20 protein-coding genes and 1 pseudogene are annotated in these 21,671 nt (G+C 74.7%); 9 read left to right on the plus strand and 12 right to left on the minus strand.

Annotation, left to right across the window (positions count from 1 at the left end; translation table 11 throughout):
• The first annotated feature begins 156 nt into the window (after window positions 1-156).
• Window positions 157-1,146, plus strand: a complete 990-nt coding sequence (gene dapD, locus VM636_RS23290; protein ID WP_030420013.1) for a 2,3,4,5-tetrahydropyridine-2,6-dicarboxylate N-succinyltransferase — start codon at window positions 157-159, stop codon at window positions 1,144-1,146.
• 74 nt (window positions 1,147-1,220) lie between these two features.
• On the opposite strand, the pseudogene VM636_RS23295 reads toward dapD, so the two are convergent.
• Window positions 1,221-2,148: pseudogene (locus tag VM636_RS23295) on the minus strand (dihydrodipicolinate synthase family protein).
• Between the two features lie 155 nt (window positions 2,149-2,303).
• Between VM636_RS23295 and VM636_RS23300 the strand changes: the two are divergent.
• Together VM636_RS23300 and VM636_RS23305 are read left to right on the plus strand one after the other, a co-directional pair.
• Window positions 2,304-2,723 (plus strand): phage holin family protein, encoded by a 420-nt coding sequence (locus VM636_RS23300; protein ID WP_030420012.1) that lies wholly within the window; start codon window positions 2,304-2,306, stop codon window positions 2,721-2,723.
• Window positions 2,720-3,154, plus strand: coding sequence for a DUF3618 domain-containing protein (locus VM636_RS23305; protein WP_030420011.1), 435 nt, complete (start codon window positions 2,720-2,722; stop codon window positions 3,152-3,154). Before VM636_RS23300 ends, VM636_RS23305 begins: the two co-directional genes overlap by 4 nt.
• Window positions 3,155-3,244: 90 nt before the next feature.
• On the opposite strand, the gene VM636_RS23310 is transcribed toward VM636_RS23305, so the two are convergent.
• Window positions 3,245-5,068: an endonuclease/exonuclease/phosphatase family protein gene (locus VM636_RS23310; RefSeq protein ID WP_030420010.1), complete on the minus strand. Its 1,824-nt coding sequence runs from the start codon at window positions 5,066-5,068 to the stop codon at window positions 3,245-3,247.
• Between the two features lie 284 nt (window positions 5,069-5,352).
• Between VM636_RS23310 and VM636_RS23315 the strand changes: the two genes are divergently transcribed.
• The 4 genes from VM636_RS23315 to VM636_RS23330 all read left to right on the plus strand — a co-directional run bounded on the left by VM636_RS23315 (window position 5,353) and on the right by VM636_RS23330 (window position 9,338).
• Window positions 5,353-6,789 carry a hypothetical protein gene (locus tag VM636_RS23315; protein WP_053912650.1) on the plus strand — a complete coding sequence of 479 codons (1,437 nt, stop codon included), beginning with the start codon at window positions 5,353-5,355 and terminating at the stop codon, window positions 6,787-6,789.
• Window positions 6,790-6,882: 93 nt separating this feature from the next.
• On the plus strand, window positions 6,883-7,527 hold the full coding sequence (locus VM636_RS23320) for a GntR family transcriptional regulator (RefSeq protein ID WP_030420008.1): 645 nt from the start codon (window positions 6,883-6,885) through the stop codon (window positions 7,525-7,527).
• A 16-nt stretch (window positions 7,528-7,543) separates the two neighbouring features.
• Window positions 7,544-8,560, plus strand: a complete 1,017-nt coding sequence (locus tag VM636_RS23325; protein ID WP_030420007.1) for a 1-aminocyclopropane-1-carboxylate deaminase — start codon at window positions 7,544-7,546, stop codon at window positions 8,558-8,560.
• Window positions 8,561-8,726: 166 nt separating this feature from the next.
• Window positions 8,727-9,338 carry a DUF1707 domain-containing protein gene (locus VM636_RS23330; RefSeq protein ID WP_030420006.1) on the plus strand — a complete coding sequence of 204 codons (612 nt, stop codon included), beginning with the start codon at window positions 8,727-8,729 and terminating at the stop codon, window positions 9,336-9,338.
• A 69-nt stretch (window positions 9,339-9,407) separates the two neighbouring features.
• On the opposite strand, the gene VM636_RS23335 is transcribed toward VM636_RS23330, so the two are convergent.
• The 10 genes from VM636_RS23335 to VM636_RS23380 form a co-directional block, all read right to left on the minus strand.
• Window positions 9,408-10,625: a TerD family protein gene (locus tag VM636_RS23335; RefSeq protein ID WP_053912651.1), complete on the minus strand. Its 1,218-nt coding sequence runs from the start codon at window positions 10,623-10,625 to the stop codon at window positions 9,408-9,410.
• Window positions 10,626-10,752: 127 nt separating this feature from the next.
• A complete protein-coding gene (locus tag VM636_RS23340) occupies window positions 10,753-10,986 on the minus strand; it encodes a hypothetical protein (RefSeq protein WP_030420004.1) in 234 nt (77 codons plus the stop codon).
• Window positions 10,987-11,118: 132 nt separating this feature from the next.
• Window positions 11,119-12,108, minus strand: a complete 990-nt coding sequence (locus tag VM636_RS23345; protein ID WP_030420003.1) for a zinc-dependent alcohol dehydrogenase family protein — start codon at window positions 12,106-12,108, stop codon at window positions 11,119-11,121.
• Window positions 12,105-12,980 (minus strand): carbohydrate ABC transporter permease, encoded by an 876-nt coding sequence (locus VM636_RS23350; RefSeq protein ID WP_338485575.1) that lies wholly within the window; start codon window positions 12,978-12,980, stop codon window positions 12,105-12,107. Before VM636_RS23350 ends, VM636_RS23345 begins: the two co-directional genes overlap by 4 nt.
• Window positions 12,980-13,927: a sugar ABC transporter permease gene (locus VM636_RS23355; protein ID WP_053912653.1), complete on the minus strand. Its 948-nt coding sequence runs from the start codon at window positions 13,925-13,927 to the stop codon at window positions 12,980-12,982. The genes VM636_RS23350 and VM636_RS23355 overlap by 1 nt, the downstream gene beginning before the upstream one ends.
• Window positions 13,924-15,294: a sugar ABC transporter substrate-binding protein gene (locus VM636_RS23360; protein ID WP_338485577.1), complete on the minus strand. Its 1,371-nt coding sequence runs from the start codon at window positions 15,292-15,294 to the stop codon at window positions 13,924-13,926. The genes VM636_RS23355 and VM636_RS23360 overlap by 4 nt, the downstream gene beginning before the upstream one ends.
• A gap of 108 nt (window positions 15,295-15,402) precedes the next feature.
• Window positions 15,403-16,173, minus strand: coding sequence for a DeoR/GlpR family DNA-binding transcription regulator (locus tag VM636_RS23365; protein ID WP_030419999.1), 771 nt, complete (start codon window positions 16,171-16,173; stop codon window positions 15,403-15,405).
• Window positions 16,174-16,889: 716 nt separating this feature from the next.
• Window positions 16,890-17,699 (minus strand): NAD(P)-dependent oxidoreductase, encoded by an 810-nt coding sequence (locus tag VM636_RS23370; RefSeq protein ID WP_338485579.1) that lies wholly within the window; start codon window positions 17,697-17,699, stop codon window positions 16,890-16,892.
• A 145-nt stretch (window positions 17,700-17,844) separates the two neighbouring features.
• Window positions 17,845-18,315, minus strand: coding sequence for a GNAT family N-acetyltransferase (locus VM636_RS23375; RefSeq protein WP_030419997.1), 471 nt, complete (start codon window positions 18,313-18,315; stop codon window positions 17,845-17,847).
• A 3-nt stretch (window positions 18,316-18,318) separates the two neighbouring features.
• The gene (locus VM636_RS23380) at window positions 18,319-19,092 is read right to left on the minus strand and encodes an IclR family transcriptional regulator (RefSeq protein ID WP_053912654.1); all 774 of its coding nucleotides are present in this window, start codon (window positions 19,090-19,092) and stop codon (window positions 18,319-18,321) included.
• 108 nt (window positions 19,093-19,200) lie between these two features.
• Between VM636_RS23380 and VM636_RS23385 the strand changes: the two genes are divergently transcribed.
• Window positions 19,201-20,730: an aldehyde dehydrogenase (NADP(+)) gene (locus VM636_RS23385; protein ID WP_053912655.1), complete on the plus strand. Its 1,530-nt coding sequence runs from the start codon at window positions 19,201-19,203 to the stop codon at window positions 20,728-20,730.
• Window positions 20,731-20,870: 140 nt separating this feature from the next.
• Window positions 20,871-21,599 carry a DsbA family oxidoreductase gene (locus tag VM636_RS23390; RefSeq protein ID WP_338485581.1) on the plus strand — a complete coding sequence of 243 codons (729 nt, stop codon included), beginning with the start codon at window positions 20,871-20,873 and terminating at the stop codon, window positions 21,597-21,599.
• The last annotated feature ends 72 nt before the right edge of the window (window positions 21,600-21,671 follow it).

The raw sequence follows: 21,671 nt of genomic DNA on the forward strand, positions 1-21,671 counted from the left end.
TGCGTGCACCCGGCGTGTCCGGCGGCGGTTCACGTCGGGCGCTCGGCGTGTCCCGGGGCCGTTCGGGCGCATCCCGGGCACCACGGGGCCGCCACCTGGCGAGACGTCCCGGCGACCGGTTCGCACCCGGCGCCCCCGGCCGGTTAGGTTGCCCTCATGACCGACACGACTGCTCCCCGCGCCACCGGCGCCGTTGCCGCCGGCCTCGCCACGATCGCCGCCGACGGAACCGTCCTCGACACCTGGTTCCCGGCCCCCGGACTCACCGCCGAACCCGGCCCGGCCGGCACCGAGCGGCTCTCCGCCGAGCGCGCCGCCGAACTCCTCGGCGGCGGCGCGACCGCGGCGATCGGCCCGGACGCCCGCCGCGGGGTCGAGGTCGTCGCGGTCCGCACGGTCATCGCCTCCCTCGACGAGAAGCCGCTCGACGCGCACGACGCCTACCTGCGCCTGCACCTGCTCTCGCACCGCCTGGTCAAGCCGCACGGCCAGAACCTGGACGGCATCTTCGGCCACCTCGCCAACGTCGCCTGGACCTCGCTGGGCCCGGTCGCCGTCGCAGACGTCGAGAAGGTCCGCCTCAACGCCCGTGCCGAGGGCCACCACCTCCAGGTGACCTCCCTCGACAAGTTCCCGCGCATGACGGACTACGTCGTCCCCACGGGCGTCCGCATCGCCGACGCCGACCGGGTGCGCCTGGGCGCCCACCTCGCCGAGGGCACCACGGTCATGCACGAGGGCTTCGTCAACTTCAACGCCGGCACGCTCGGCACCTCCATGGTCGAGGGCCGCATCTCGGCCGGCGTCGTGGTCGGCGACGGCTCGGACATCGGCGGCGGCGCCTCCACCATGGGCACGCTCTCCGGCGGCGGCAACGTGATCATCGCCATCGGCGAACGCTGCCTGGTCGGCGCCGAGGCGGGCGTGGGCATCGCGCTGGGCGACGAGTGCGTGGTCGAGGCCGGCCTGTACGTCACCGCCGGCACCCGCGTGACCATGCCCGACGGCCAGGTCGTCAAGGCCCGCGAGCTGTCCGGCGCCTCCCACATCCTCTTCCGCCGCAACTCGGTCACCGGCACCGTCGAGGCCCGCCCGAACAACGCCGTCTGGAGCGGCCTCAACGAGATCCTGCACAGCCACAACTGACGCGGTGCCGGCATCCGTCCTGGCGCTCTCCCCGAGGCGGGGAGGGCGCCCGGCGGCGTAGGCAGGGCGGGGGATCAGCCCAGGCACGCGTAGGAGGCCAGGAGCCTCGTCGTCGTCCCGACGGGGGCCGGGCGGGGCAGGCCGAGGGCGGTCAGGGGCGCCTTCGTGGTGACCGTGCCGGGCAGGGACGTCGCCGTCACCGCCTCCGGTCGGCGGCAGCAGCCGGCGCCGGCGGCGGGCCGCCTCCGCCGTGTCCCCGGCGTCGAAGGCGTCGAAGGCGTCGAGGACGGCGCGCAGCGGTTCCGGCGCGACGTCGGCGACGGTGCCGACGCAGCCGGCGGCGCCGACGGCGTACGGCGGGAGGATCTGTTCCCCGCAGCCCGCGTAGCAGGCCGGACCGGTGCGGGAGAGCACCCCGCCGGGTGCCGAGCAGGTCGTACGCGCAGTGCTTGCCGGTGACGATCCTCGGGGCCCGGCCAGGCGGATCACGGTGTCGGCTCGATCCGGACGCCGGTGCGGGCGGGAATGCCGTAGAGGACGAGCGGCAGGCCGCAGCCGTCGGCGCCCTCCCGGCAGTGCGCCTCCAGGGCCCCTGCGGGGGCCTGCCGGAGAACGGGGCGGCCACCGGCAGCCCGTCCGCGCCCGCCTCCCGCGCCTCCCGCGCCTCCCGCGCCTCCCGCGCCTCCCGCGCCGCGCGGGCCGGCGCGACGGCGTGCCGGGTGTCCGCCGCGCCGACCCCGGCGATCAGCGCCGCCCGCCCCCCCCGCCCGCCTCCCGCACCGCCGTGACCAGCGCGGCCTTCTCCGCGTCCGTCGTGGTCGGCGACTCGCCCGTCGTACCGGAGAGCGCCGACCCGTCGCAGCCGCCCGAGACCAGCCGGTCGGCCAGACGTCCGGCACCGTCGAGGCCGAGGGCGCCCGAGGCGGTGCCGGGCGTGACCATCGCGCACAGGGCGCGGCCGACGGGGGCGGCGGGGCGGGGCCCGGTCGTCAGGGACGTCATGGGAGCAGTCCCCGCCGCCCGACAGTGAAGCTCTGCTTCATTCTCCCTCAGGGGGTCCGTAAGAAACGCTGAGTGGACGGGGCTGGAGGCGGGCGCGGATAGGGCATCGCGGCCGGGGGTACCCGGGGTGTCCCCGAACCGAGAGGAGGCGGACCGTGACCGGGACCCTGCACACCCGGCCCGTGCGCGACGAACACCACTCCGTGGGCGAACTCGTCGGGCAGGCCACCGAACAGCTTTCCCGGCTCGTGCGCCAGGAGGTCGCCCTCGCCAGGATGGAGCTGGCCGAGAAGGGGCGGCGGGCAGGCCGGGGCGGCGGCATGCTGGGGGCCGCGGGCGCCCTCGCGTACGTCGGCCTGATCGCCCTGGCCGGCGCGGCCGTCGCCGCGCTCTGGCTGGTGCTGCCCGTCTGGGCCGCGGCGCTCGTCGTGACCGGGGCGCTCTTCCTGATCGCGGGCGTGCTGGCGCTCGCCGGCCGCGCACAACTCCGCCGCGCCGTACCCCCGAAGCCCGAGGAGACCCTCGGCAGTGTCAGGGCCGACGTCGACGAGATCAGGGAAAGGGCGCACCGATGACGGACACCACCGACGGGGCGGACGCCGCCCGCGCCGGCTCCACCGCCGAGCCGGCCACCGGGGCCAAGGGCCCCGACGAACTGCGCCGCCAGATCGAACGGACCCGCCGTCAGCTCGGCGACACCGTCGAGGAACTGGCCGGCAAGGCCGATGTGAAGGGCCGCGCCCGGACCCGCGCCGCCGACCTGCGGGACAAGGCCGGCGCCGCGCGCGTGCAACTGCGCAGCTCCGCCGCGCAGGCCGGGCACGGAGTGCGGGGCCGGGCCCACCGGGCCGGGGACACCGCCCGGGGACGGGCACCGGGGCCGGTCACGGAGGACGAGGTCCGGCCGGGGCGGCGCCCGCCGCCTCCGGTGCTGGTCGCGGGCGCGGTGGCGGGCGCCGCCGTCGCCGCCGGAGTGCTGCGCCGCCGCCACGGCCCGCACCACTGAGCCCGGCCCGGTACCGGACGGCACCGGCCCGCGGGCGAGCGCGCCGCGCGCCCCGCCCCCCGGCGGGACCGCGCGGCGCGGCGCCTGGTGTCAGGGGCGGTACCGCAGCACCTGCGGGTCGTGGTCGCTGATCTGGTCGTGGAACTCGGCGTTGATGTGCACGCTGTCGTAGGACAGGTGCCCGCGCCGGATCGACGGGCTCACCAGGATCTGGTCGAGCACCTGGCTGTTGCCCTGGTAGACGTACGAGTAGCGCTCGCCCGGCGGCAGCGACCTGACCGCCGACCAGAGCGCGCCGCCGGCCTCCAGGCGTTCCGTCGTGCCGGAGAACTCGAAGTCGTTGATGTCGCCGAGGGCGATGACGTCCGCGTTCTTCTGGACCGCCAGGATCTGCTTGACGAAGGTGTTCACCGCCGTCGCCTGGAGGTGGCGCTGGGTCTCCGAACTCCGCGCCGGCGGCTGGTACTGGGAGGTCAGCCCCTGGTCGCCGCCCTTGGACGCGAAGTGGTTGGCGATCACGAAGACCGTCCGCCCGCGGAACGAGAACTCGCCGGCCAGCGGCTTGCGGCTGTTCAGCCAGGCGGGGTTCGCGGGGTCGACCCGGCCGGGGGAGTGGGTCAGCGCCGCCTTGCCGCGCACCTTCACCACCCCGGTCGCGGTGACCGCGTCCCCGCCGGGACGGTCGGCGAAGGAGACCCGCCGCGGGTCGAAGAGGAACACCTGGCGGATGTTGCCGCCCGGCTGCCCGCCGTCCGCCTTGTCGACGGGGTCCACCGAGCGCCAGTCGTAGCGCGGGCCGCCGGCCGCGACGACGGCGTCGATCAGCTTGCCCACCGTCACGCCGGCGGTCACCGTGCCGTCGTCCGTGGCGCCGTTGTCGTCCTGGATCTCCTCCAGGGACACGATGTCCGGTGAGCGCAGGTTCCGGACGATCGCCTCCGCGTGCGCGGCGAAGGTGCCGTCGGAGGGGTCGAGGTTCTCGACGTTGTACGTGGCCACCGACAGCTCGTCGCGGTGCTGCTCCCGGGTCGTCTCGCGGGCGAGCCCGCCGGCGGTGAGCGTGCCGAGACTACGGGCGACCAGGGTGTAGCCGCCGAACTGGTTGTAGTCGAGCGGGCCGGTGGTGGCGCCCGCGAGGGTGTCGCCCACGTCGGCGGCGGGGAAGCCGGCCGGTACGCCCAGGGTCTGGATCTGCAGCCGCCCGGTGTTCTGCGCGTCGCGGGAGCCGTAGACGGTGCCGCCCCGGGGGCTCGCGTTCTCGCCGGGCTTCACCGTCACCCACAGCTCGGTGTACGGGTCGGTCGCGCCGACCACGCGGGCGTCGGCCACCTGGACGTTCATGCCCTCCAGGGACTCGTAGTAGTCCAGGGCGTAGCGGTCGGGCCGCAGGGGCAGGGCGTTGACGGAGCCGTTCGCGGCGGCGTCGCCCGCCGGGGCGTAGGCGTGCGGCACGGAGCGGGCCGAGACGACGACCGGGTCCGGCACCGGGTTGCCGCGGGAGACCACGGTGACCGTGGGCCGGGTGATCTCGGTGAGCGACTGGTTGCCGGAGGCGGTCCCGCCGGGCACGAACTCCGAGACCGTGCCGGAGACGGTGACCGCGTCGCCGGCCTCGACCCCGGGGGCCGAGCCGGTGAAGACGAACACGCCCTCGCTGGTGGCGGGGTCGTCGTCGGGCCGCGGGTCCTGGAACCAGAAGCCCCGGGAGGAGCCGTGGTCGCGGACGCCGGTGACGACGCCGGGCACGTCGGCGACCTGGCGGCCGGCGTACGGGGAGATCCTGGTGGTGCCCTGGATGTCGTGGATGCGCACGGAGTCGGCGTGCGCGGGCGGACCGAGGACGACGACGGACGCCGCCGAACAGGTGGCGGCGACGGTGAGCGCGGCGAGGCGCGTGACGGACTGGCTGGCCAACGGGGCTCCTGCGGGGGGAGGTGACGGACGCCGGACGGGGACGGAACGGACGCGCGGGGCGGGAGGGCGGTCGCGCGCCGGCCTCGGCGCACGGCGGCCCCCCGTTTTCTACGCGCGTCAATCTCCTGCCTGGCCAAGGGCGTTGTCAAGGTTCGGGCCGTGTACGAGGGGGGTCGGCGAGATGAACCCGGCGAGTCGGGGGGAAACCCGTCTAGGCTGAGCGGTTGAGCCGTGCGGCGGCGGATGGCCGTGCGGCGGACGAGGTGCGCGAGGAGAAACAGCCGATGTCAGACCGCTCCACCCTGCCGCCCGCACGACTGCGCCCCGAGGCGGAGCTGGCCCGCGACGCGCTGTCCGCGCCGGTGCTCTCCCGGGCCGTCCGGATCGCCCGCTGGGCGGGCCCGGACACCCGTGTCGACGCGGGCGGCGCCCTCGTCGAGGAGCAGCTCCCGGCCGCCGCGACGGCGCTGGCGCTGACCGGCGACGACGCGGCGGCGGAGGCGAGCGAGGCCTGGCGGGTCGCGGTGGACGCCGGACTCGTCGCGATCCTCGACGAGGACGAGGGCACCGTCACGGCCGGCGAGGAACTGGCGCTGCTCACCGGGGGCTCCCCGCAGGACGTGCTCGCCGTGTGGCTCACCGCGCTGGAGACCGTCCTCGCCGACGCGAGCGTGCCCGACCTGGACGATCTGGTGGACCTGGTCGCCGAGGGCGGCGCGGTCGACCTGTCGGGCCTGGACTGGGACCCCGGGGCCGAGGCCGATTTCCTGGACGGCGTGCTCGCCAACCTCTACCTGCTCACCGTCGGCGAGAACACCCCCGGCGACGCCCCCGTGCCGCTGCCCGCGCTGGCCGCCTCGGTGCTGGTCCCCGGAGACATGGACGAGCCCACCAACGACGTGCTGGAGCAGGTCTCCGACGCGATGATGCGGCTGGACGACCAGTTCCGGATGCTGGAGCCGGTCGGCCTGGTCGCCTACCGGCCCGTCGACGAGGCCCTGATGGCCGACGTCGACGAGGAGCCCGGGGCGCCCGTCGACGAGACCGACGTCGCCCGCTACGGCATGGTGCGGCTCACCCCGCTCGGCCTGTACGGGCTCCGCGCCCGCCTGCTGGAGGCCGGTTTCACCGCCCCGGCCGTCGGCGACCTCGCCGACAAGGGCGCCGACGCCCTGCTCGACGGCACGGCCGGCTACCCGCCGCTCGCCGCGCACGCCGAGACCGAGGGATGGCTCGCCGGCCGGGACCCCGTGAACGCGGCGCGCGAACTGCTCGCCGCGGCGCGCGGGGCCGACGCGGGTGCCCCGCTGCGCCGGCTGCGCTGCCAGCAGGCGCTGTCCCTGCTCGGTCCGGAGGCCGAGCCGGCACTGCGGGACGTGCTCGACGACGCGGAGCTGGGCGGGCTGGCCCGGGTCTGGCTCACCGAGCGCGGCGCCGGGGACGTGCCGGCGCCGCCGGAGGCGATGGTCTTCTGGCTGACCGTGGACACGCTCGCCGCGCAGCTCGCCGCGGAGGGCGAATCCGAGGAACTGCGCGCCCTGGTCCAGGGGCTGGCCCGGCAGCACAGCGGCTTCTTCGAGACGGTCTGGCGGGTCGACCACCCGGCCACCGCCGAGGTGCTGGAGGCGGTGGGCCGCCTCCACCCGGACAAGCGGACGGCCAAGGAGGCGCGCAAGGCCGCGTTCAAGGCGCGGTCGCAGCAGGGCGAACAGACCGGCTGAGGCCGGGCGGGCGCACGCGGAGCGCCGGGGCCGTGCCGGACCGGAGGGCGCGGCCCCTTGTTCGGGGAGGGTCTGACATCTAACATTTCAGTCGTGCCCATCCGACCCGTACCCCGCACCCTGCTCCGGGACCGTGCCTACGAGGCGATCCGTGACGCGATCGTCGCCGGGGAGATCGAGCCCGGTGCCGTCGTGCGGGACGCCGACCTCGCCGAGCGGCTGGCGCTCTCCCGGGCGCCCGTGCGCGAGGCGTTCTCCCGCCTGGTGGATGAGGGACTGCTGGAGAGCAAGCCGCAGAGCTACACGCGGGTCACCCCGGTCGTCGCCGCCGAGGTGCGCGACGCCGCCGCCGTGGTCGGTGCCATGCACGAACTGGTCACCCGCGTCGCCGTGCCCCGGCTGCGCGAGGCCGACCTCGACGAGATGCGCGCCGCCAACGACCGCTTCGCCGCCGCCGTGCGCACCGGCGACGTGGACGGCGCCCTGCGCGCCGACGACGCGCTGCACCACGTCCTCGTCCGCGTCGCCGGCAACGGGGCCGCGGCGTCGACCGTCGCCCGCTACACCCCGCTCATCCGCCGGCTGGAACGCCGCCGCTTCGCCGAGGGCGGCACCTGCCGCTCGGCCGGACTGCACGGACGGCTGATCGACGCCTGCGCGGCCGGGGACACGGAGACGGCGCTCCGTGTCACGGCGGACATCTGGCGCAGCCTGGAAGGGCTCGCCGACCCCGAGTGATCCGGAGGACCGCCCCATGTCCCTTTCCTCGTACGCCCGGTACCCGTTGCTCCTCGGGCCCTCGCCCGTGCACCCGCTGGAACGGCTCAGCGACCACCTCGGCGGGGCCGCCGTGTGGGCCAAGCGGGAAGACCTCAACTCCGGCATCGCCTACGGCGGCAACAAGACCCGCAAACTGGAGTACCTGGTCGCCGACGCCCTCGCCCAGGGCTGCGACACCCTCGTCTCCATCGGCGGCGTGCAGTCCAACCACACCCGCCAGGTCGCGGCCGTCGCCGCCCGCGCCGGGCTCAAGTGCGTGCTGGTGCAGGAGAGCTGGGTCGACTGGCCCGACGCGGTGTACGACAAGGTCGGCAACATCCTGATCTCCCGGCTGGCCGGCGCCGACGTACGGCTGGTGAGGGCCGGGTTCGGCATCGGCTTCAAGGAGAGCTGGGAACAGGCGCTGCGCGAGGTGGAGGAGGGCGGCGGCAAGCCGTACGCGATCCCCGCCGGGGCCTCCGACCACCCGCTGGGCGGGCTCGGCTTCGCCGGCTGGGCCCACGAGGTGGCCGAGCAGGAGCGCGAGGCGGGCGTCTTCTTCGACACCGTCGTCGTCTGCTCGGTGACCGGCTCCACCCAGGCCGGCATGATCGCCGGCTTCCGCGCCCTGGAGGAGGCGGGCGGGCGGCCCCGCCGGGTGCTCGGCATCGACGCCTCCGCCGAACCGGCCCGCACCCGCGAGCAGATCGCCCGGATCGCCCGGAACACCGGCCGCCTCCTCGGCGTCGCGGGCGAACCGACCGAGGCCGACGTGGAACTGGACGAGCGCTACCACGCCGGGATCTACGGCGTGCCCGACGAGGCGACCCTCGACGCGATGCGGCTCGCCGCCCGCACCGAGGGCATGGTCACCGACCCCGTGTACGAGGGGAAGTCGATGGCCGGCCTCGTCGACCTGGTCGGCCGGGGCGAGATCCCCCGCGACGCGACCGTGCTCTACGCCCACCTCGGCGGCCAGCCCGCGCTGAACGCCTACAGCGCGCTCTTCTAGGGTCTTTCGTTGGGATCAGGCCGGACCCCGCGAGCCCGGCGTGATCCCGCCCGCTCCGGGAGGCGCCCGCGTCCCGGCCGGTACCGGTGCCCCCTGCGGGCCGGCCGGGCACGTCCCGGCGGCCGGGCGGTCCGGGCGGGGAGTCCGCGCCGTAGAATTCCCGGCCATGACCGCTGGTGACATGACGCCCCGCCGACCGTCCGACCCCGACCGGAACCTGCGGGTCGCCGACACCGACCGGGAGGCCGTCGCCGAGCGGCTGCGAGACGCCATGGGGGAGGGGCGGCTGTCCCTGGAGGAACTGGAGGAGCGGCTGGAGACGGCCTTCGCCGCGAAGACCTTCGGCGACCTCGAACCCCTCGTCGCGGACCTGCCCGAGGCGGCGCAGGCGGCGGGGTGGCCGGACCCGCTGGTGCTGGACGCGGGGAGCGGCAGCCTGCGCCAGACCGGCTACTGGGTGGTGCCGGCGACGATCGTGGCCACCACCGGCATGGGCAACATCAAGGTCGACTTCACCGGGGCCGAGTGCCGGCGGCGCCAGGTGACGGTCGAGGTGACCGTCGGCATGGGCAACATGGTCGTCGTCGTCCCGCGCGGGTGGGAGGTGCGCACCAGCGAGGTGAGCACCGGCCTCGGCCACGTCGTCAACCGCGCCACGGACCGCCCCGAGGCGGGCGCCCCCGTCCTGCGCTTCACCGGCCGCGTCCGCATGGGCAACCTCAAGGTCCGCTACCCGAGCCGCTTCGAGCTGGCCCGCGCCCGCCGCGCCGGTCACTGAGCCGGGGCGCCCTCCCGGCGACGGGGCGGGGGCGCCTCGCGCGGGGCGCCCCCGGCCGGCGGGCGGTGCCTACAGGGCCGCGGCGGCGGGCTTCACCATGCCGCGCACCGTGCGGGACTTGACGAAGTCGCCCATCGCGGTCATCTCCCACTCGCCGCTGAACTGGCGGATCAGCTTCGCCATCATCACGCCGGTCTGCGGTTCGGCGGAGGTCAGGTCGAAGCGGGCCAGTTCCTCGCCGCTGGCGGCGTCCACGAGACGGCAGTACGCCTTGGCGACCTCGGTGAACTTCTGGCCGGAGAAGGAGTTCACGGTGAAGACCAGTCCGCTGACCTCCTGGGGGAGCCGGCCGAGGTCGACGGTGATCGTCTCGTCGTCGCCGCTGCCCTCGCCGGTGAGGTTGTCCCCGGAGTGCCGCACGGCGCCGCCCAGGATCTGCAGCTTGCCGAAGTAGCAGCTGTCGATGTGGTCGCGCTGTGGGCCGTACGCGATGACCGACGCGTCCAGGTCGATGTCCTTGCCCCGGTAGGCGGGCTCCCAGCCGAGGCCCATGCGGACCTGCGAGAGCACCGGCCGGCCGCCCTTGACCAGCGACACCGTCTGGTTCTTGGTGAGGCTGACCCGGCCCTTGTCCAGGTTGATCTTCCCGGCGCCCGGGGCCGGGGCGGGCGGGACGGCCGGCGGCGCGGGCGGGGCGGCGGGCATGGCGGGGGCGCCGACCGGGGGCGGCGGGAACGCCGGGGCCTGGGCGGGGGCGGGCGGGGCGGCGACCGGCGGCGCGGCGGGGGCGGCCGGCTCCTCCACGGTGACGCCGAAGTCGGTGGCGATGCCCGCGAGTCCGTCGGCGTACCCCTGGCCGACCGCGCGGGCCTTCCAGGCGCCGTCGCGCCGGTAGACCTCCACGACGACCAGCGCCGTCTCGGCGCCGAGCCGGGGCGGGGTGAAGGTGGCGAGGACGGCTCCGGTGTCCGCGTCGCGGAGGGTCGCGGTCGGCTCGATGCCCTGGAAGGACTGCCCCGCCGCGTCCGGGCTGGCGGTCACGACGATCTTCTCGATGGCCGGGGGGACGGCCGCGGTGTCGACGGTGACGGCGTCCGGGGCGGTGCCGCCGCCGGAGCGGTAGGTCACGCCCGGCCCGGAGGGCTGGTTGTAGAAGATGAAGTCGTCGTCGGAGCGCACCTTGCCGTCGGCGGTGAGCAGCAGGCCCGAGACATCGAGCCGCACGGGGGCGGCGACGTCCACCGCCACGCGGGCGACGGACAGCGGGATGTTCGAGCCGGGGGTCATTGCGGTCATGCCGGGTGAACGAGCGACGCGGTTTTGCCGTTCCCTTACCCTTCGGCCGATCGGGGGCCGTGGCGGCGGCGGGCGACGGCCCGGCCCGGCCGCGCCGCGACGGCCCGGCCCGGCCTTCTCAGGCCCGGCCGCGCCGCCGGTTGCGGGGGTGCTCGCGGGCGGTGCGCTCGTTGCCGCGCTTGTAGTTGCCGGTCCAGCGGGCCATGACCAGCTGGGGGTCGCCGGCGGCCACCTCGTCGAGGAACCGGGCGGCCCGCGGCCCGTTCAGGGTGGCCGCGGGATGCCCGTGGTGGGTGATGCGGACGGTGCCGCTCTCGTGCGCCTCGTAGGCGAATCCGTGGGGTCGGGGCATGCGGGGATGGTAGGACGCGCGGCGAGCGGCGGCCCACCGGTTTTCCCGCGGGTGCCCGGCCCGGCGCCCCCCGGCGCCGGCCCGCCCCCGCGTCGGCCGCCGCCGGTCCGCCCGGCCCCCTCGGGCCGCCGCCTACGGGACGACCAGGATCTTCCGGCCGACGCCCGACGCGAACTGCTCCAGGGCCTGCGGGTACTGATCCAGCGGCACCCGGTCGCTGATGAACACGTCCGGGTCCAGCACCCCGTTGGCGAACAGCTCGGCCGCCCGCTCGTAGCTGTGCAGCACCGCCATCGACCCGGTGATGGTGATCTCCTGGTTGTAGATGCGGTACGGGTCGATCGTCACGCGCGTCGCGTAGTCGGCGACGCCGAACTGGAGGAACGTGCCGGCCTTGGCCACCCGGCCCAGTCCGTCCTGGATCGCCGCCGCGTTGCCGGTGGCGTCGATGACCAGGTCCCAGCCCTGCGGCCGGTCCAGTGCGTCCGCGTTCGCCGCCGAGGCCGAGACACCGAGGGCGCGGGCCGCCTCCAGCCGCGCCGGGTTGACGTCGACCACGTCGACGCCGGCCGCGCCGGTCTTCTTGGCCAGCTCCAGCATCATCAGGCCCATGGTGCCCGAGCCGTAGATCAGGACGTGGGCGCCGAGGCGGGTCCGGAGGACGTCGTAGCCGCGGACCGCGCAGGACAGCGGCTCGATGAGGGCCGCGTCCGCGGTGCGCACGTGCTCGGGCAGTCTGACGCAGTTGGCCACCGGGGCGAGCGCGTACTGCGCCGCCCCGCCCGGCGTGGTGACGCCGATCGCGGCCCAGCTCTCGCACATGTTGTTCTGGCCGTTGCGGCAGAAGCGGCACTCGTGGCAGTACAGGGACGGGTCCACCGCGACCCGGTCGCCGACCGCCACCTCGGTGACCTGGGTGCCGACGCCGACCACCTCGCCCGCGAACTCGTGGCCCGGCACGATGGGGAGCGTGGGGGCGAACTCGCCCTGGAGGATGTGCAGGTCGGTGCCGCACAGGCCGCAGGCCGCGACCTCGACGACGACCTCGCGCGGCCCGGGCGTCGGGTCCGGGACCTCGGCGACGACGGCCCTGCCCACGGACTCGATGACGGCGGCCTTCATTTCACGGCTCCCAACGACAGGCCCTGGACCAGCTTGTCCTGGGCGGCGAACCCCGCGGCGAGCACCGGCAGGGAGATGACGAGCGACGCGGCGCACACCTTCGCCAGGAAGAGGCCCTGGCTGGTGATGAACGTGGTGAGGAAGACGGGGGCCGTCTCCGCGACCACCCCCGTGAGCACGCGCGCGAACATCAGCTCGTTCCAGCTGAAGATGAAACAGATCAGGGCGGTCGCCGCGATGCCCGGCAGGGCGATCGGCGCGACCACGCGGCCCAGCACGGTGGGCAGCCGGGCGCCGTCGATCTGGGCCGCCTCGATGATCGCCACCGGGACCTCGGCGAGGAAGGACTGCATCATCCAGACGGCGATCGGCAGGTTCATCGCGGTGTAGAGGATGACGAGCATCCAGATGTTGTCCAGCAGGCCGGTGTTCTTGGCGAACAGGTAGATCGGCAGGAGCGCGGCGACCAGGGGCAGCATCTTCGTCGACAGGAAGAAGAAGAGGACGTCGGTCCACTTCCGCACCGGCCGGATGGACAGCGCGTACGCGGCCGGCAGTGCCAGGAGCAGCGTCAGCAGCGTGGAGACCAGGGAGGCGGTCAGGGAGTTGACCAGCGCGGGCCAGGGGCTGGCGCCGCCGGTCAGGCCGAAGAACTCGCGGTATCCGTCCAGCGTCAGGGAGGCGGCGACCGACGGCGGATTCGTCGCCGCGTCCGTCTCCGAGTGGAGGGACGTCAGCACCATCCAGAGCAGCGGCATCACGAACACGAGGCCGGCGAGCCAGGCGACGACGCCCAGGACGGCCCCCTGGACCCGGCCCTTGCGCGGGGCGGCGGCGGGCCGGGACGCGGCGGTGGCGGTGGCGGTGGCCATCAGCGGGACACCTCCTCACGGAACAGCGACGACACCACGCGCAGCGCGAAGGTCGCCAGGATGAGCGAGCCGATCACGACGATGACGCCGGCCGCGGAGGCGAGCCCGTTCTCGTGCGCCTGGTAGAACGTCTGGTAGATCGTGTACGGCAGGTTGGCGGTGCCCAGTCCACCGGAGGTGATGGTGAACACCGCGTCGAAGTTCTGCACGATGTAGATCGAGCCGAGCAGCACGCCGAGTTCGAGGTAGCGGCGCATGTGGGGCAGCGTGATGTGCACGAAGATCTGCCATCCGTTCGCGCCGTCCATCCGGGCCGCCTCGATCAGTTCCGAGTCGCGGCTCTGCAGTCCGGCCAGCAGGATCAGCATCATGAACGGGGTCCACTGCCAGATCAGCGCGGCCTCGACCGCCAGGAGCGGCATCTCGGAGATCCAGTCGGGCTGGGCGGCCCCGTCCCCGCCGACGGCGTGCAGGATGCCGTTGAACAGCCCGTACTCCGGGTTGAACAGCAGGTGCTTCCACATCAGCGCCGCGGCGACCGGCACCAGCAGGAACGGTGCGATCAGCATGGTGCGCACCACGGCCCGGCCGCGGAAGCGGCGGTCCAGCAGCAGCGCCAGCAGCAGGCCCAGCACCAGGCTGACGAGCACCACGGTGACCGTCAGCAGGATCGTCGTCCCCACCGACCTGCGCAGTTCGGGGTTGGTCAGCACCTCGCCGTAGTTGGCGAAGCCGGCGAAGCCGCGCTGGTCGGGGTAGAGCGCGTTCCAGTCGAAGAACGAGATCACCAGTGTGGCGACGAAGGGGAGCTGGGTGACGACGATCATGAAGATCAGCGCCGGCAGCAGGGGCGCCCGGGTGGCCCAGGCACGCACGCGGTTCGGCCGCCGGGCCGCCGGCCGTCCGGGGACGGTGACGGCGGCCCGGGGCGGGGACGTCAAGGTCATGATCCCTCGTACTTGTCGGCGACGCCTTCGGCGAGCTTCTGGGCCTTCTTCAGCGCCTCGTCCACCGACTGGCGTCCGGCGATGGCGGAGCTGATCTCCTGGGAGACCTTGGTGCCCAGGTCGGTGAACTCGGGGATGCCGACGAACTGGATGCCGGGCGCGGGCCGCGGCTGCACGCCCGGGTCGTCGGGCCGGGCGTCGGCGATGGCGTCCCGGGTGACGTCGGCGAAGGCGCCGGCCTCCGCGCGGTACTCCGGGATGTCGTAGGTCGAGGCGCGCTTGCCGGCGGGGACGTTGGACCAGCCGGCCGTCTCGCCGACGAGCTTCTCGTACTCCTTGCCGGAGGCCCAGGAGATGAACTTCCAGGCGTCGTCGGAGTTCTTGGACGCCTTCTGGATGCCCCACGCCCAGGTGTAGAGCCAGCCCGAGCCGTCGGTCTTCTCGACCGGCGCCGGCGCGTAGCCGATCTTGCCCTTGACCGGGGAGCCCTTCGCCTCCAGGGAACCGGCGCCGGCGGTGGCGTCGTACCACATGGCCGTCTTGCCCTGGGTCATGTTGTTCAGACACTCGGCGTAGCCGGCCTGGGCGGCGCCCGACTCGCCGTGCTCGCGGACCAGGTCGACGTAGAACCGCGTGGCCTGCTTGAACTCCGCGGAGTCGAGCCGGGCCTTCCAGTTCTCGTCGAACCAGGTGCCGCCGTAGGTGTTGACCACCGTGGTCAGCGGCGCGATGACCTCGCCCCAGCCGGGCAGGCCGCGCAGGCAGATGCCCTTCATGCCGGGCGTCGAGCCGTCGATCTCGGCGGCCAGCTCGGCGACCTCCTTCCAGGTGGGCTTCTCCGGCATGGAGAGCCCCTCCTTCTCCAGGACGTCCTTGCGGTACATCAGGAAGGAGGACTCGCCGTAGAACGGCTCGCCGTAGAGCTTGCCGTCCTCCGCGGTGAGCGCCTTGGTCATGGAGGGGAGGATGTCGTCCTGGTCGAAGGCGGTGTCCTTCGCGACGTGGTCGTCCAGGGAGTGCAACCACCCGTTCTTGGCATAGATCGGGATCTCGTAGTTGCTCAGGGTGGCGACGTCGTACTGGCCGGCCTGGTTGGCGAAGTCCTGGCTGATTTTGTCGCGGACGTCGTTCTCCGGCAGGACGGTGAAGTTCACCTTGATGCCGGTCTCCTTGGTGAAGTGGGCCGCCGTCTGCTTCTGCAACTCCACCATCTGCGGGTTGTTCACCATCAGGACGTTGATGGCTCTCGCGCCGTCGGACCCTCCGGACCCGCCGGCGCCCGAGCAGGCGGCGAGCGGAGCGATCAGCGTCCCGATCGCGGCCACGGTGACGAGGGACCGTGGCGAGCGTCGGCTCTGGGTTCGCATGGGTACTCCAGAATCTGTCGGTATTTACGGTGACTTGTGCGACGTGTGGGGGTGTCGTGTGGTGCGGGGTGACGGGGTGCGGAGAGGTACGGGGCCGTGGGCCGGCCGTCAGACCCGCAGGACCTGCGGCCCGAGCAGGGAGTAGCGATGGGCCTCGGCCGCCGGGAGCAGGGTGCTCGTGACGATGGCCTCCAGCGCGCCGATGTCGGCGAACCGGCAGAAGCTGACCGCTCCGAACTTGGTGTGGGCTCCCGCGAACACCACCCGGCGCGCGGCGCGGACCGCCTGGGTCTTGACCTCGCTGACCGCGGGGTCGGGCGTGGTCAGACCGTGTTCGCGGGAGATGCCGTTGGCGCCGATGAACGCCAGGTCGATGACGAAGCCGGCGAGCATCTTCGTCGTCCAGTGGTCCACCGTGGCGAGAGTGCCGGAGCGGACCCTGCCGCCGAGCAGCAGGACGTGGATGGTGCCGGTCTCGGCGAGCGCCCCGGCGACCGGCAGGGAGGCGGTGACCACGGTCAGCGGCCGGTCCCGGGGCAGGGCCTCCGCGATGAGCTGCGGGGTGAAGCCCTCGTCGACGAAGACCGTCTCGGCGTCCCCGAGGAGTTCGGCGGCGGCGTTGGCCACCCGGCGCTTCTCCGGGACGTGACTGGTGGCCCGGAAGGCGAGGGTCGTCTCGAAGCCGGCGCTCTCCACGGGGTAGGCGCCGCCGTGGGTGCGGCGCACCAGGCCGTGGTCCTCCAGGGCGCGCAGGTCCCGCCGTACGGTCTCCTTCGCCACGCCCAGGTCGGCGGCGAGCGCGGTGACGTCGACCGAGCCGGTGGCGCGGGCCATGCGCACGATCTCGCGCTGGCGCTCCTCGGCCGTCCCGTGACCCATGGGTCGACCACCTGCTTCCTGATCGCGCTGCCCGTTCGGGCCCCGAGCGGCCCTTGCAGGATGTTCTACAGGCGGTATGAGGTTCTGACCAGGCTTGTTATCGCTTCGCTATTGCCCGTTTGTGCCCGTTCGGGTTCGGTGATGACCGCCTCGGACCTGCGAGGGGGCGGGCCGGCGGGGGAGAGCGGGCGATCCGGATGCCCGAATGGGCGGTGGGCGGGCCCGATCGGTGCCCGACCCTCTCCGGGGGCACCGGCTTTCCGCCGTTCCGGCCGACCGGGGCGGCCCGGTGCGGGCGAATCGCCTGGTCGGCGCCGGGTGGTCTGGTCCACACGGTCCGACCGGTCGGTCTGCCCGGCCGGATCCGGGCGCCCGTCCCGCCCGGCGCACGGGCCCGGCACGGGGTGCCGGGGGCCCGTTATGGGGGCGCCGGACGGGGGGTGGGCGCCGTTCGGGCGCCCGGTGCGGGCAGGAGTGGGCGCCCGCGGCGGGCACGCCGCCCGCCCGGAGGGGAGCGGGCGCCCCGGCGGGCGGGAAGCGGCCTCCGGTCCGGGCGGGCTTTCCCGAAGACGGCTGCCCGCATCGGTCACCGGGACGGGCTCTTGCGGAGGCGGCTGCCCGAGCGGCTGCCGGAGCGGCTGCCGGAGCGGGCTCTTGCGGAGGCGGTCGCGGGGGAGGGCCGTCCCGGCGCGCGGCTGCCGGGACGGGGCGGGCGGTCAGTGGGGCCAGATCGGCGGGTCGGTCACGAAGTGCCCGCCGAGCCGCGACCGCGCGGGGTCGTCCGGGTCGGGTTCCCCCTGTTCGGCGAGGAGCCGGGCCGCGTACGGCTCGGAGTCGTCCCGGGGTTCGTAGCCGAGGGCGCGCGCGGAGCCGAGGTCCCAGCACAGGCGGGTGTTGGCCGAGGAGCCGTAGACCACGGTGTGGCCGACGTCCCCGGCGGTCAGGGCGGCGTGCAGCAGGCGGGCGCAGTCGGCCGGGCTCAGCCACAGCGCCAGCGCGCGCACGCCGGTCGGCTCGGGGAAGCAGGAGCCGATGCGGACGGAGACGGTCTCCACCCCGTGCCTGTCCCAGTAGAGCTGGGCGAGGTCCTCGCCGAAGGACTTGGACAGGCCGTAGAAGGTGTCCGGGCGGTGCGGGGTGCCGACGGGGACGAGGGGGTCGCCCTCCCGCGGGTGCGGGGTGAAGCCGACGGCGTGGTGGGAGGAGGCGAAGACGACCCGGCGGACGCCCTCCTCGCGGGCGGCCTCGTACACGTGGTGCACGCCCCGGATGTTGGCCCGCAGGATGTCCTCGAACGGGGCCTCCAGGGAGATGCCCGCGAGGTGCACGATCGCGTCCACGCCCCGGACCGCCTCGCGCACCGCCGCCGCGTCGGCGAGGTCGGCGACGACCGCCTCCGGCTCGCCCTCCACCGGCCGCACGTCGAACAGGCGCAGCCGGTAACCGTACGCGGGCAGCAGGTCCCGCATCAGGGTGCCGATACCGCCGGCGGCGCCGGTGAGCAGGACGGTGCGGGGTGCGGGCATCCTCGGGGCTCCTCGGGTCACCGGCGAAGGCGCGGCCGGGCGTGCGCCGCGTTCACATGGCGGGACACGCTAAGGAGCCCGCACCCGGCCGTCAAGCGCCGCCGCTTACGAACCCGCCGGTGGGGCCGGGACGCGGCGGGCGGCGTCAGGCGGGCAGGCGCAGCACGACCTCGTCGATCTCCGCGCCCCGGGCGGGGGCGAAGCCGCGGGCACGGGCGGTCGGTGTGAAGCCGCACTTCTCCAGCACGCGCAGCGACCCGGCGTTGTCCGCCGCCGCCCGCGCGAACAGCGGTCGCTCGGGCACTTCGGCCAGCAGCGCGCGCAGCGCGCCGGTCGCCACGCCCCGGCCCCAGTACGCCCGGTCGACCCAGTAGGTGACCTCCCGCTCGCCCGGCTCGCCGTAGACCGCGGCGCTGCCGAGCACGTCGCCGTCGCCCAGGATGGTGCGCACCACGTCGCCCGAGGCGCGCGACCGCCGCCACCGCGCGGCGAAGGCGTCCCAGTCGGCCGGGTCGCGCGGGGTGAAGGCCGCCATGAAGAGGGCCTCCGGGTCGTTCGACTGCCGGAAGAAGACGGGCAGGTCGCTGTCGTGGACCTCACGCAGGGCGATGTGCACGGTTCAGAGCCTCCGGGTTGCCAGGGTCAGTCGGTCCCGCGCGTCGAACAGGGCGTCCTTCACCGTCTGTTCGTGGGCGGGCGTCAGCCGCGCCACCGGCACGGAGCAGCTCACCGCGTCCCGCGCCGGGGTGCGGTAGGGGATCGCCACGCCGAAGCAGCGCAGCCCGAGGGTGTTCTCCTCGCGGTCCACCGCGAAGCCCCGCTCCCGGACCGTGCGCAGTTCCTCGATGAGCCGTTCCCGGTCGGTGATCGTGTTCTCGGTCAGCGCGGGCAGCGTCTCCGGCAGCATCGTGCGCACCTGCTCGTCGGGGTAGGTGCTCAGCAGCGCCTTGCCCAGCGAGGTCGAGTGGGCGGGCAGCCTGCGGCCGACCCGGGTGAAGGGCCGCAGGTGGTGCTGGGACTGACGGGTGGCCAGGTAGACCACGTTGGTGCCGTCGAGCCGGGCGAGGTGGATGGTCTCCGCGGTGTCGTCGGAGAGCCGGTCCAGCGTCGGGCGCGCCGCCGCCACCACCTCGTCGCCGTCGATGTACGACGTGCCCACCAGCAGCGCCCGTACGCCGATGCCGTACCGCGTGCCGGTCGCGTCCGTCTCCACCCAGCCCAGCTCCACCAGGGTGCGCAGCAGCATGTAGAGGCTGGACTTGGGATAGCCCACGGCCTCCTGGACCGAGGCCAGGGAGTGCATGCCGGGACGCCCGGCGAAGTACTCCAGCAGTTCCACCGTCCGCACGGCGGACTTGACCTGCGCTCCGCCCCCCGCCTCGCCAGCCGGCATCGCCCTTGACCCTTTCGTCCGCCGGGAAATAATCTCCCCTTGTTCACGATCTGAGACCGTGTTCAGTATATCGAACGACCCGAGACCGAGCACGTGGAGGGACCCGCGGTGGCAGCAGCACCAGTCTGGAGTGTCGACCCCCGTACCGGGAAGCGGCGCGAACAGGTCGCTACGGAGGCCACGGCGCAGGAGGTGGACACCGCCGTCCGTGCCGCGCACGCCGCCCGGGACGCCCTGGCCGACCGCGCCGTACGCGCCGCCTTCCTGCGCACCGCCGCCGACGAACTCCAGGCGGCCGGGGACGCGCTGGTCGAGGCCGCCGACGCCGAGACCGCGCTCGGAGCGCCCCGGCTCACCGGAGAACTCGCCCGCACCTGCTACCAGTTGCGCGCCTTCGCCGCCCTGGTCGACGAGGGCGCCTTCCTCGACGTCGTCATCGACCACCCCGACGACACCGCGACCCCGCCCGTCCCGGACCTGCGCCGCCTCAAGGTGCCGCTCGGCGTCGTCGCCGTCTACGCGGCCTCCAACTTCCCCTTCGCCTTCTCCGTGCCCGGCGGCGACACCGCCAGCGCGCTCGCGGCCGGCTGTCCCGTGGTGGTCAAGGCCCACCCCGACCACCCCGCCCTCTCCGCGCTGGTCGCCGGGGTGCTGCGCCGGGCCGCCGCCCGCCACGGACTGCCCGGGGGCGTCCTCGGCCTGGTGCACGGCTTCGACGCCGGCCTCGCGCTGATCCGGCACCCGCTGGTCGCCGCGGCCGGCTTCACCGGGTCGGTGCGCGGCGGACGCGCCCTGTTCGACGAGGCGGTGTCCCGGCCCGTGCCGATCCCCTTCCACGGCGAACTGGGCTCGCTGAACCCGGTCGTCGTCACCGAGGCGGCGGCCGCCGAACGGGCCGCCGAGATAGGCGCCGGGCTGGCCGGCTCGATGACCCTCGGCGTCGGCCAGTTCTGCGTCAAGCCGGGCCTGGTCCTGGTGCCGGCCGGAGCGGCGGGCGACGCCCTGGTCGACGCCCTCGCCGACGCGGTCGCCGCGGCCGCGCCCGGCGTCCTGCTCGACCACCGCATGCGGGACGCCTTCGCCGCCGGGGTGGCCGAGCGCGCCGCGCTGCCCGGCGTCCAGGCCCCGGTCGTCCCGGGGGCGGACGGCGAGCACGAGGTCCGCGCCGGGGTCCTCACCGTGCCGGCCGCCCGGCTCGCCGACGGGGACGGGCACGCCCCGCTGCTGGAGGAGTGCTTCGGCCCGGTCACCGTCGTGGCCCGCTACGCCTCCGACGCCGAGGTGACGGCCGTGCTGTCCCGGCTGCCGGGCAACCTCACCGCGACCGCCCAGCTCTCCGCCGAGGAGGCCGCCGGCAAGGGGCGCGGCGCGGACCTCCTCGCGGAGCTGACCCCGCTGGCGGGCCGGGTCCTGGTCAACGGCTGGCCCACCGGTGTCGCGGTGGCCGCCGCCCAGCACCACGGCGGCCCGTACCCGGCGACCACCTCCACCTCCACCTCGGTCGGCGCCACCGCCGTGGAGCGCTGGCTCAGGCCGGTCGTGCACCAGAACACCCCCGAGGCACTGCTGCCGCCCGAGCTGCGGGACGACAACCCGCTGGGCCTGCCGCGCCGCTTCAACGGCCGCCTCGAACGCTGACCCGGCCCGGCCCGCGGGGGAAGCCCCGCCCCCGCGGGCCGGGGCCCGCCCGCACCGGGGAATGCGCGCCGCCGCCCGGACGTTCCCGCTCCGGACGGAGAAGGTCTCCGCACCCGTACGAGCCGGAGAAGAGCCGAGACATGCGCGTCGAGATCTGGAGCGACATCGCCTGCCCCTGGTGCTACGTGGGCAAGGCCCGCTTCGAGAAGGCGCTCGCGGCCTTCCCGCACCGCGACGGCGTCGAGGTCGTCCACCGCTCCTTCGAGCTGGACCCCGGGCGGGCCAAGGGCGACGTCGAGCCCGTCCACGCCATGCTGACCGCCAAGTACAAGATGAGCGAGGCCCAGGCGCTGGCCGGCGAGGACCGCCTCGGCGCGCAGGCCGCCGCCGAGGGGCTGGACTACCGCAGCCGGGGCCGCGACCACGGCTCCACCTTCGACCTGCACCGTCTGCTGCACCTGGCCGCCGACCACGGTCGCCGGGAGGCGCTGCTCGACGCCTTCTACCGCGCCAACTTCGCCGCGGAGCGCTCCGTCTTCACCGACGACGACCACGTCGTCGAGGTGGCCGTGGCCGCCGGTCTGGACAAGGACGCCGTGCGAGCCGTGCTCGCCGACCCCACGGCCTACGCGGAGCGGGTCCGCGCCGACGAGCGCGAGGCCGCGGCCCTCGGTGTCACCGGCGTCCCCTTCTTCGTCATCGACCGCGCCTACGGGGTCTCCGGCGCCCAGAGCGCCGAGGTCTTCACCGACGCGCTCACCCGGGCCTGGGGGGAGCGCGCCCCGCTCGCCCCGGCCGCCCCCGGCGCGGAGGTCTGCGGCCCGGACGGGTGCGCGGTGGACGGGGCCGGGTCCGGCGCGGGCGCCTGAGCCGGCCGGGGACGGCACCGGGCCGGGACCCCCCGTCCCACACGAGGGGGTCCCGGCCCGGACGTCCGGACG

The sequence above is a fragment of the Streptomyces sp. SCSIO 75703 genome (genome assembly GCF_036607905.1).
Lineage (GTDB): Bacteria > Actinomycetota > Actinomycetes > Streptomycetales > Streptomycetaceae > Streptomyces.

Excerpts from the sequence above, each read along its gene's own strand:
- dapD (WP_030420013.1), top strand. The coding sequence starts at position 157 with ATGACCGACACGACTGCTCCCCGCGCCACCGGCGCCGTTGCCGCCGGC.
- VM636_RS23305 (WP_030420011.1), top strand. The coding sequence starts at position 2,720 with ATGACGGACACCACCGACGGGGCGGACGCCGCCCGCGCCGGCTCCACC.
- VM636_RS23315 (WP_053912650.1), top strand. The coding sequence starts at position 5,353 with ATGTCAGACCGCTCCACCCTGCCGCCCGCACGACTGCGCCCCGAGGCG.
- VM636_RS23325 (WP_030420007.1), top strand. The coding sequence starts at position 7,544 with ATGTCCCTTTCCTCGTACGCCCGGTACCCGTTGCTCCTCGGGCCCTCG.
- VM636_RS23330 (WP_030420006.1), top strand. The coding sequence starts at position 8,727 with ATGACCGCTGGTGACATGACGCCCCGCCGACCGTCCGACCCCGACCGG.
- VM636_RS23335 (WP_053912651.1), bottom strand. The coding sequence starts at position 10,625 with ATGACCCCCGGCTCGAACATCCCGCTGTCCGTCGCCCGCGTGGCGGTG.
- VM636_RS23340 (WP_030420004.1), bottom strand. The coding sequence starts at position 10,986 with ATGCCCCGACCCCACGGATTCGCCTACGAGGCGCACGAGAGCGGCACC.
- VM636_RS23345 (WP_030420003.1), bottom strand. The coding sequence starts at position 12,108 with ATGAAGGCCGCCGTCATCGAGTCCGTGGGCAGGGCCGTCGTCGCCGAG.
- VM636_RS23350 (WP_338485575.1), bottom strand. The coding sequence starts at position 12,980 with ATGGCCACCGCCACCGCCACCGCCGCGTCCCGGCCCGCCGCCGCCCCG.
- VM636_RS23355 (WP_053912653.1), bottom strand. The coding sequence starts at position 13,927 with ATGACCTTGACGTCCCCGCCCCGGGCCGCCGTCACCGTCCCCGGACGG.
- VM636_RS23360 (WP_338485577.1), bottom strand. The coding sequence starts at position 15,294 with ATGCGAACCCAGAGCCGACGCTCGCCACGGTCCCTCGTCACCGTGGCC.
- VM636_RS23365 (WP_030419999.1), bottom strand. The coding sequence starts at position 16,173 with ATGGGTCACGGGACGGCCGAGGAGCGCCAGCGCGAGATCGTGCGCATG.
- VM636_RS23370 (WP_338485579.1), bottom strand. The coding sequence starts at position 17,699 with ATGCCCGCACCCCGCACCGTCCTGCTCACCGGCGCCGCCGGCGGTATC.
- VM636_RS23380 (WP_053912654.1), bottom strand. The coding sequence starts at position 19,092 with ATGCCGGCTGGCGAGGCGGGGGGCGGAGCGCAGGTCAAGTCCGCCGTG.
- VM636_RS23390 (WP_338485581.1), top strand. The coding sequence starts at position 20,871 with ATGCGCGTCGAGATCTGGAGCGACATCGCCTGCCCCTGGTGCTACGTG.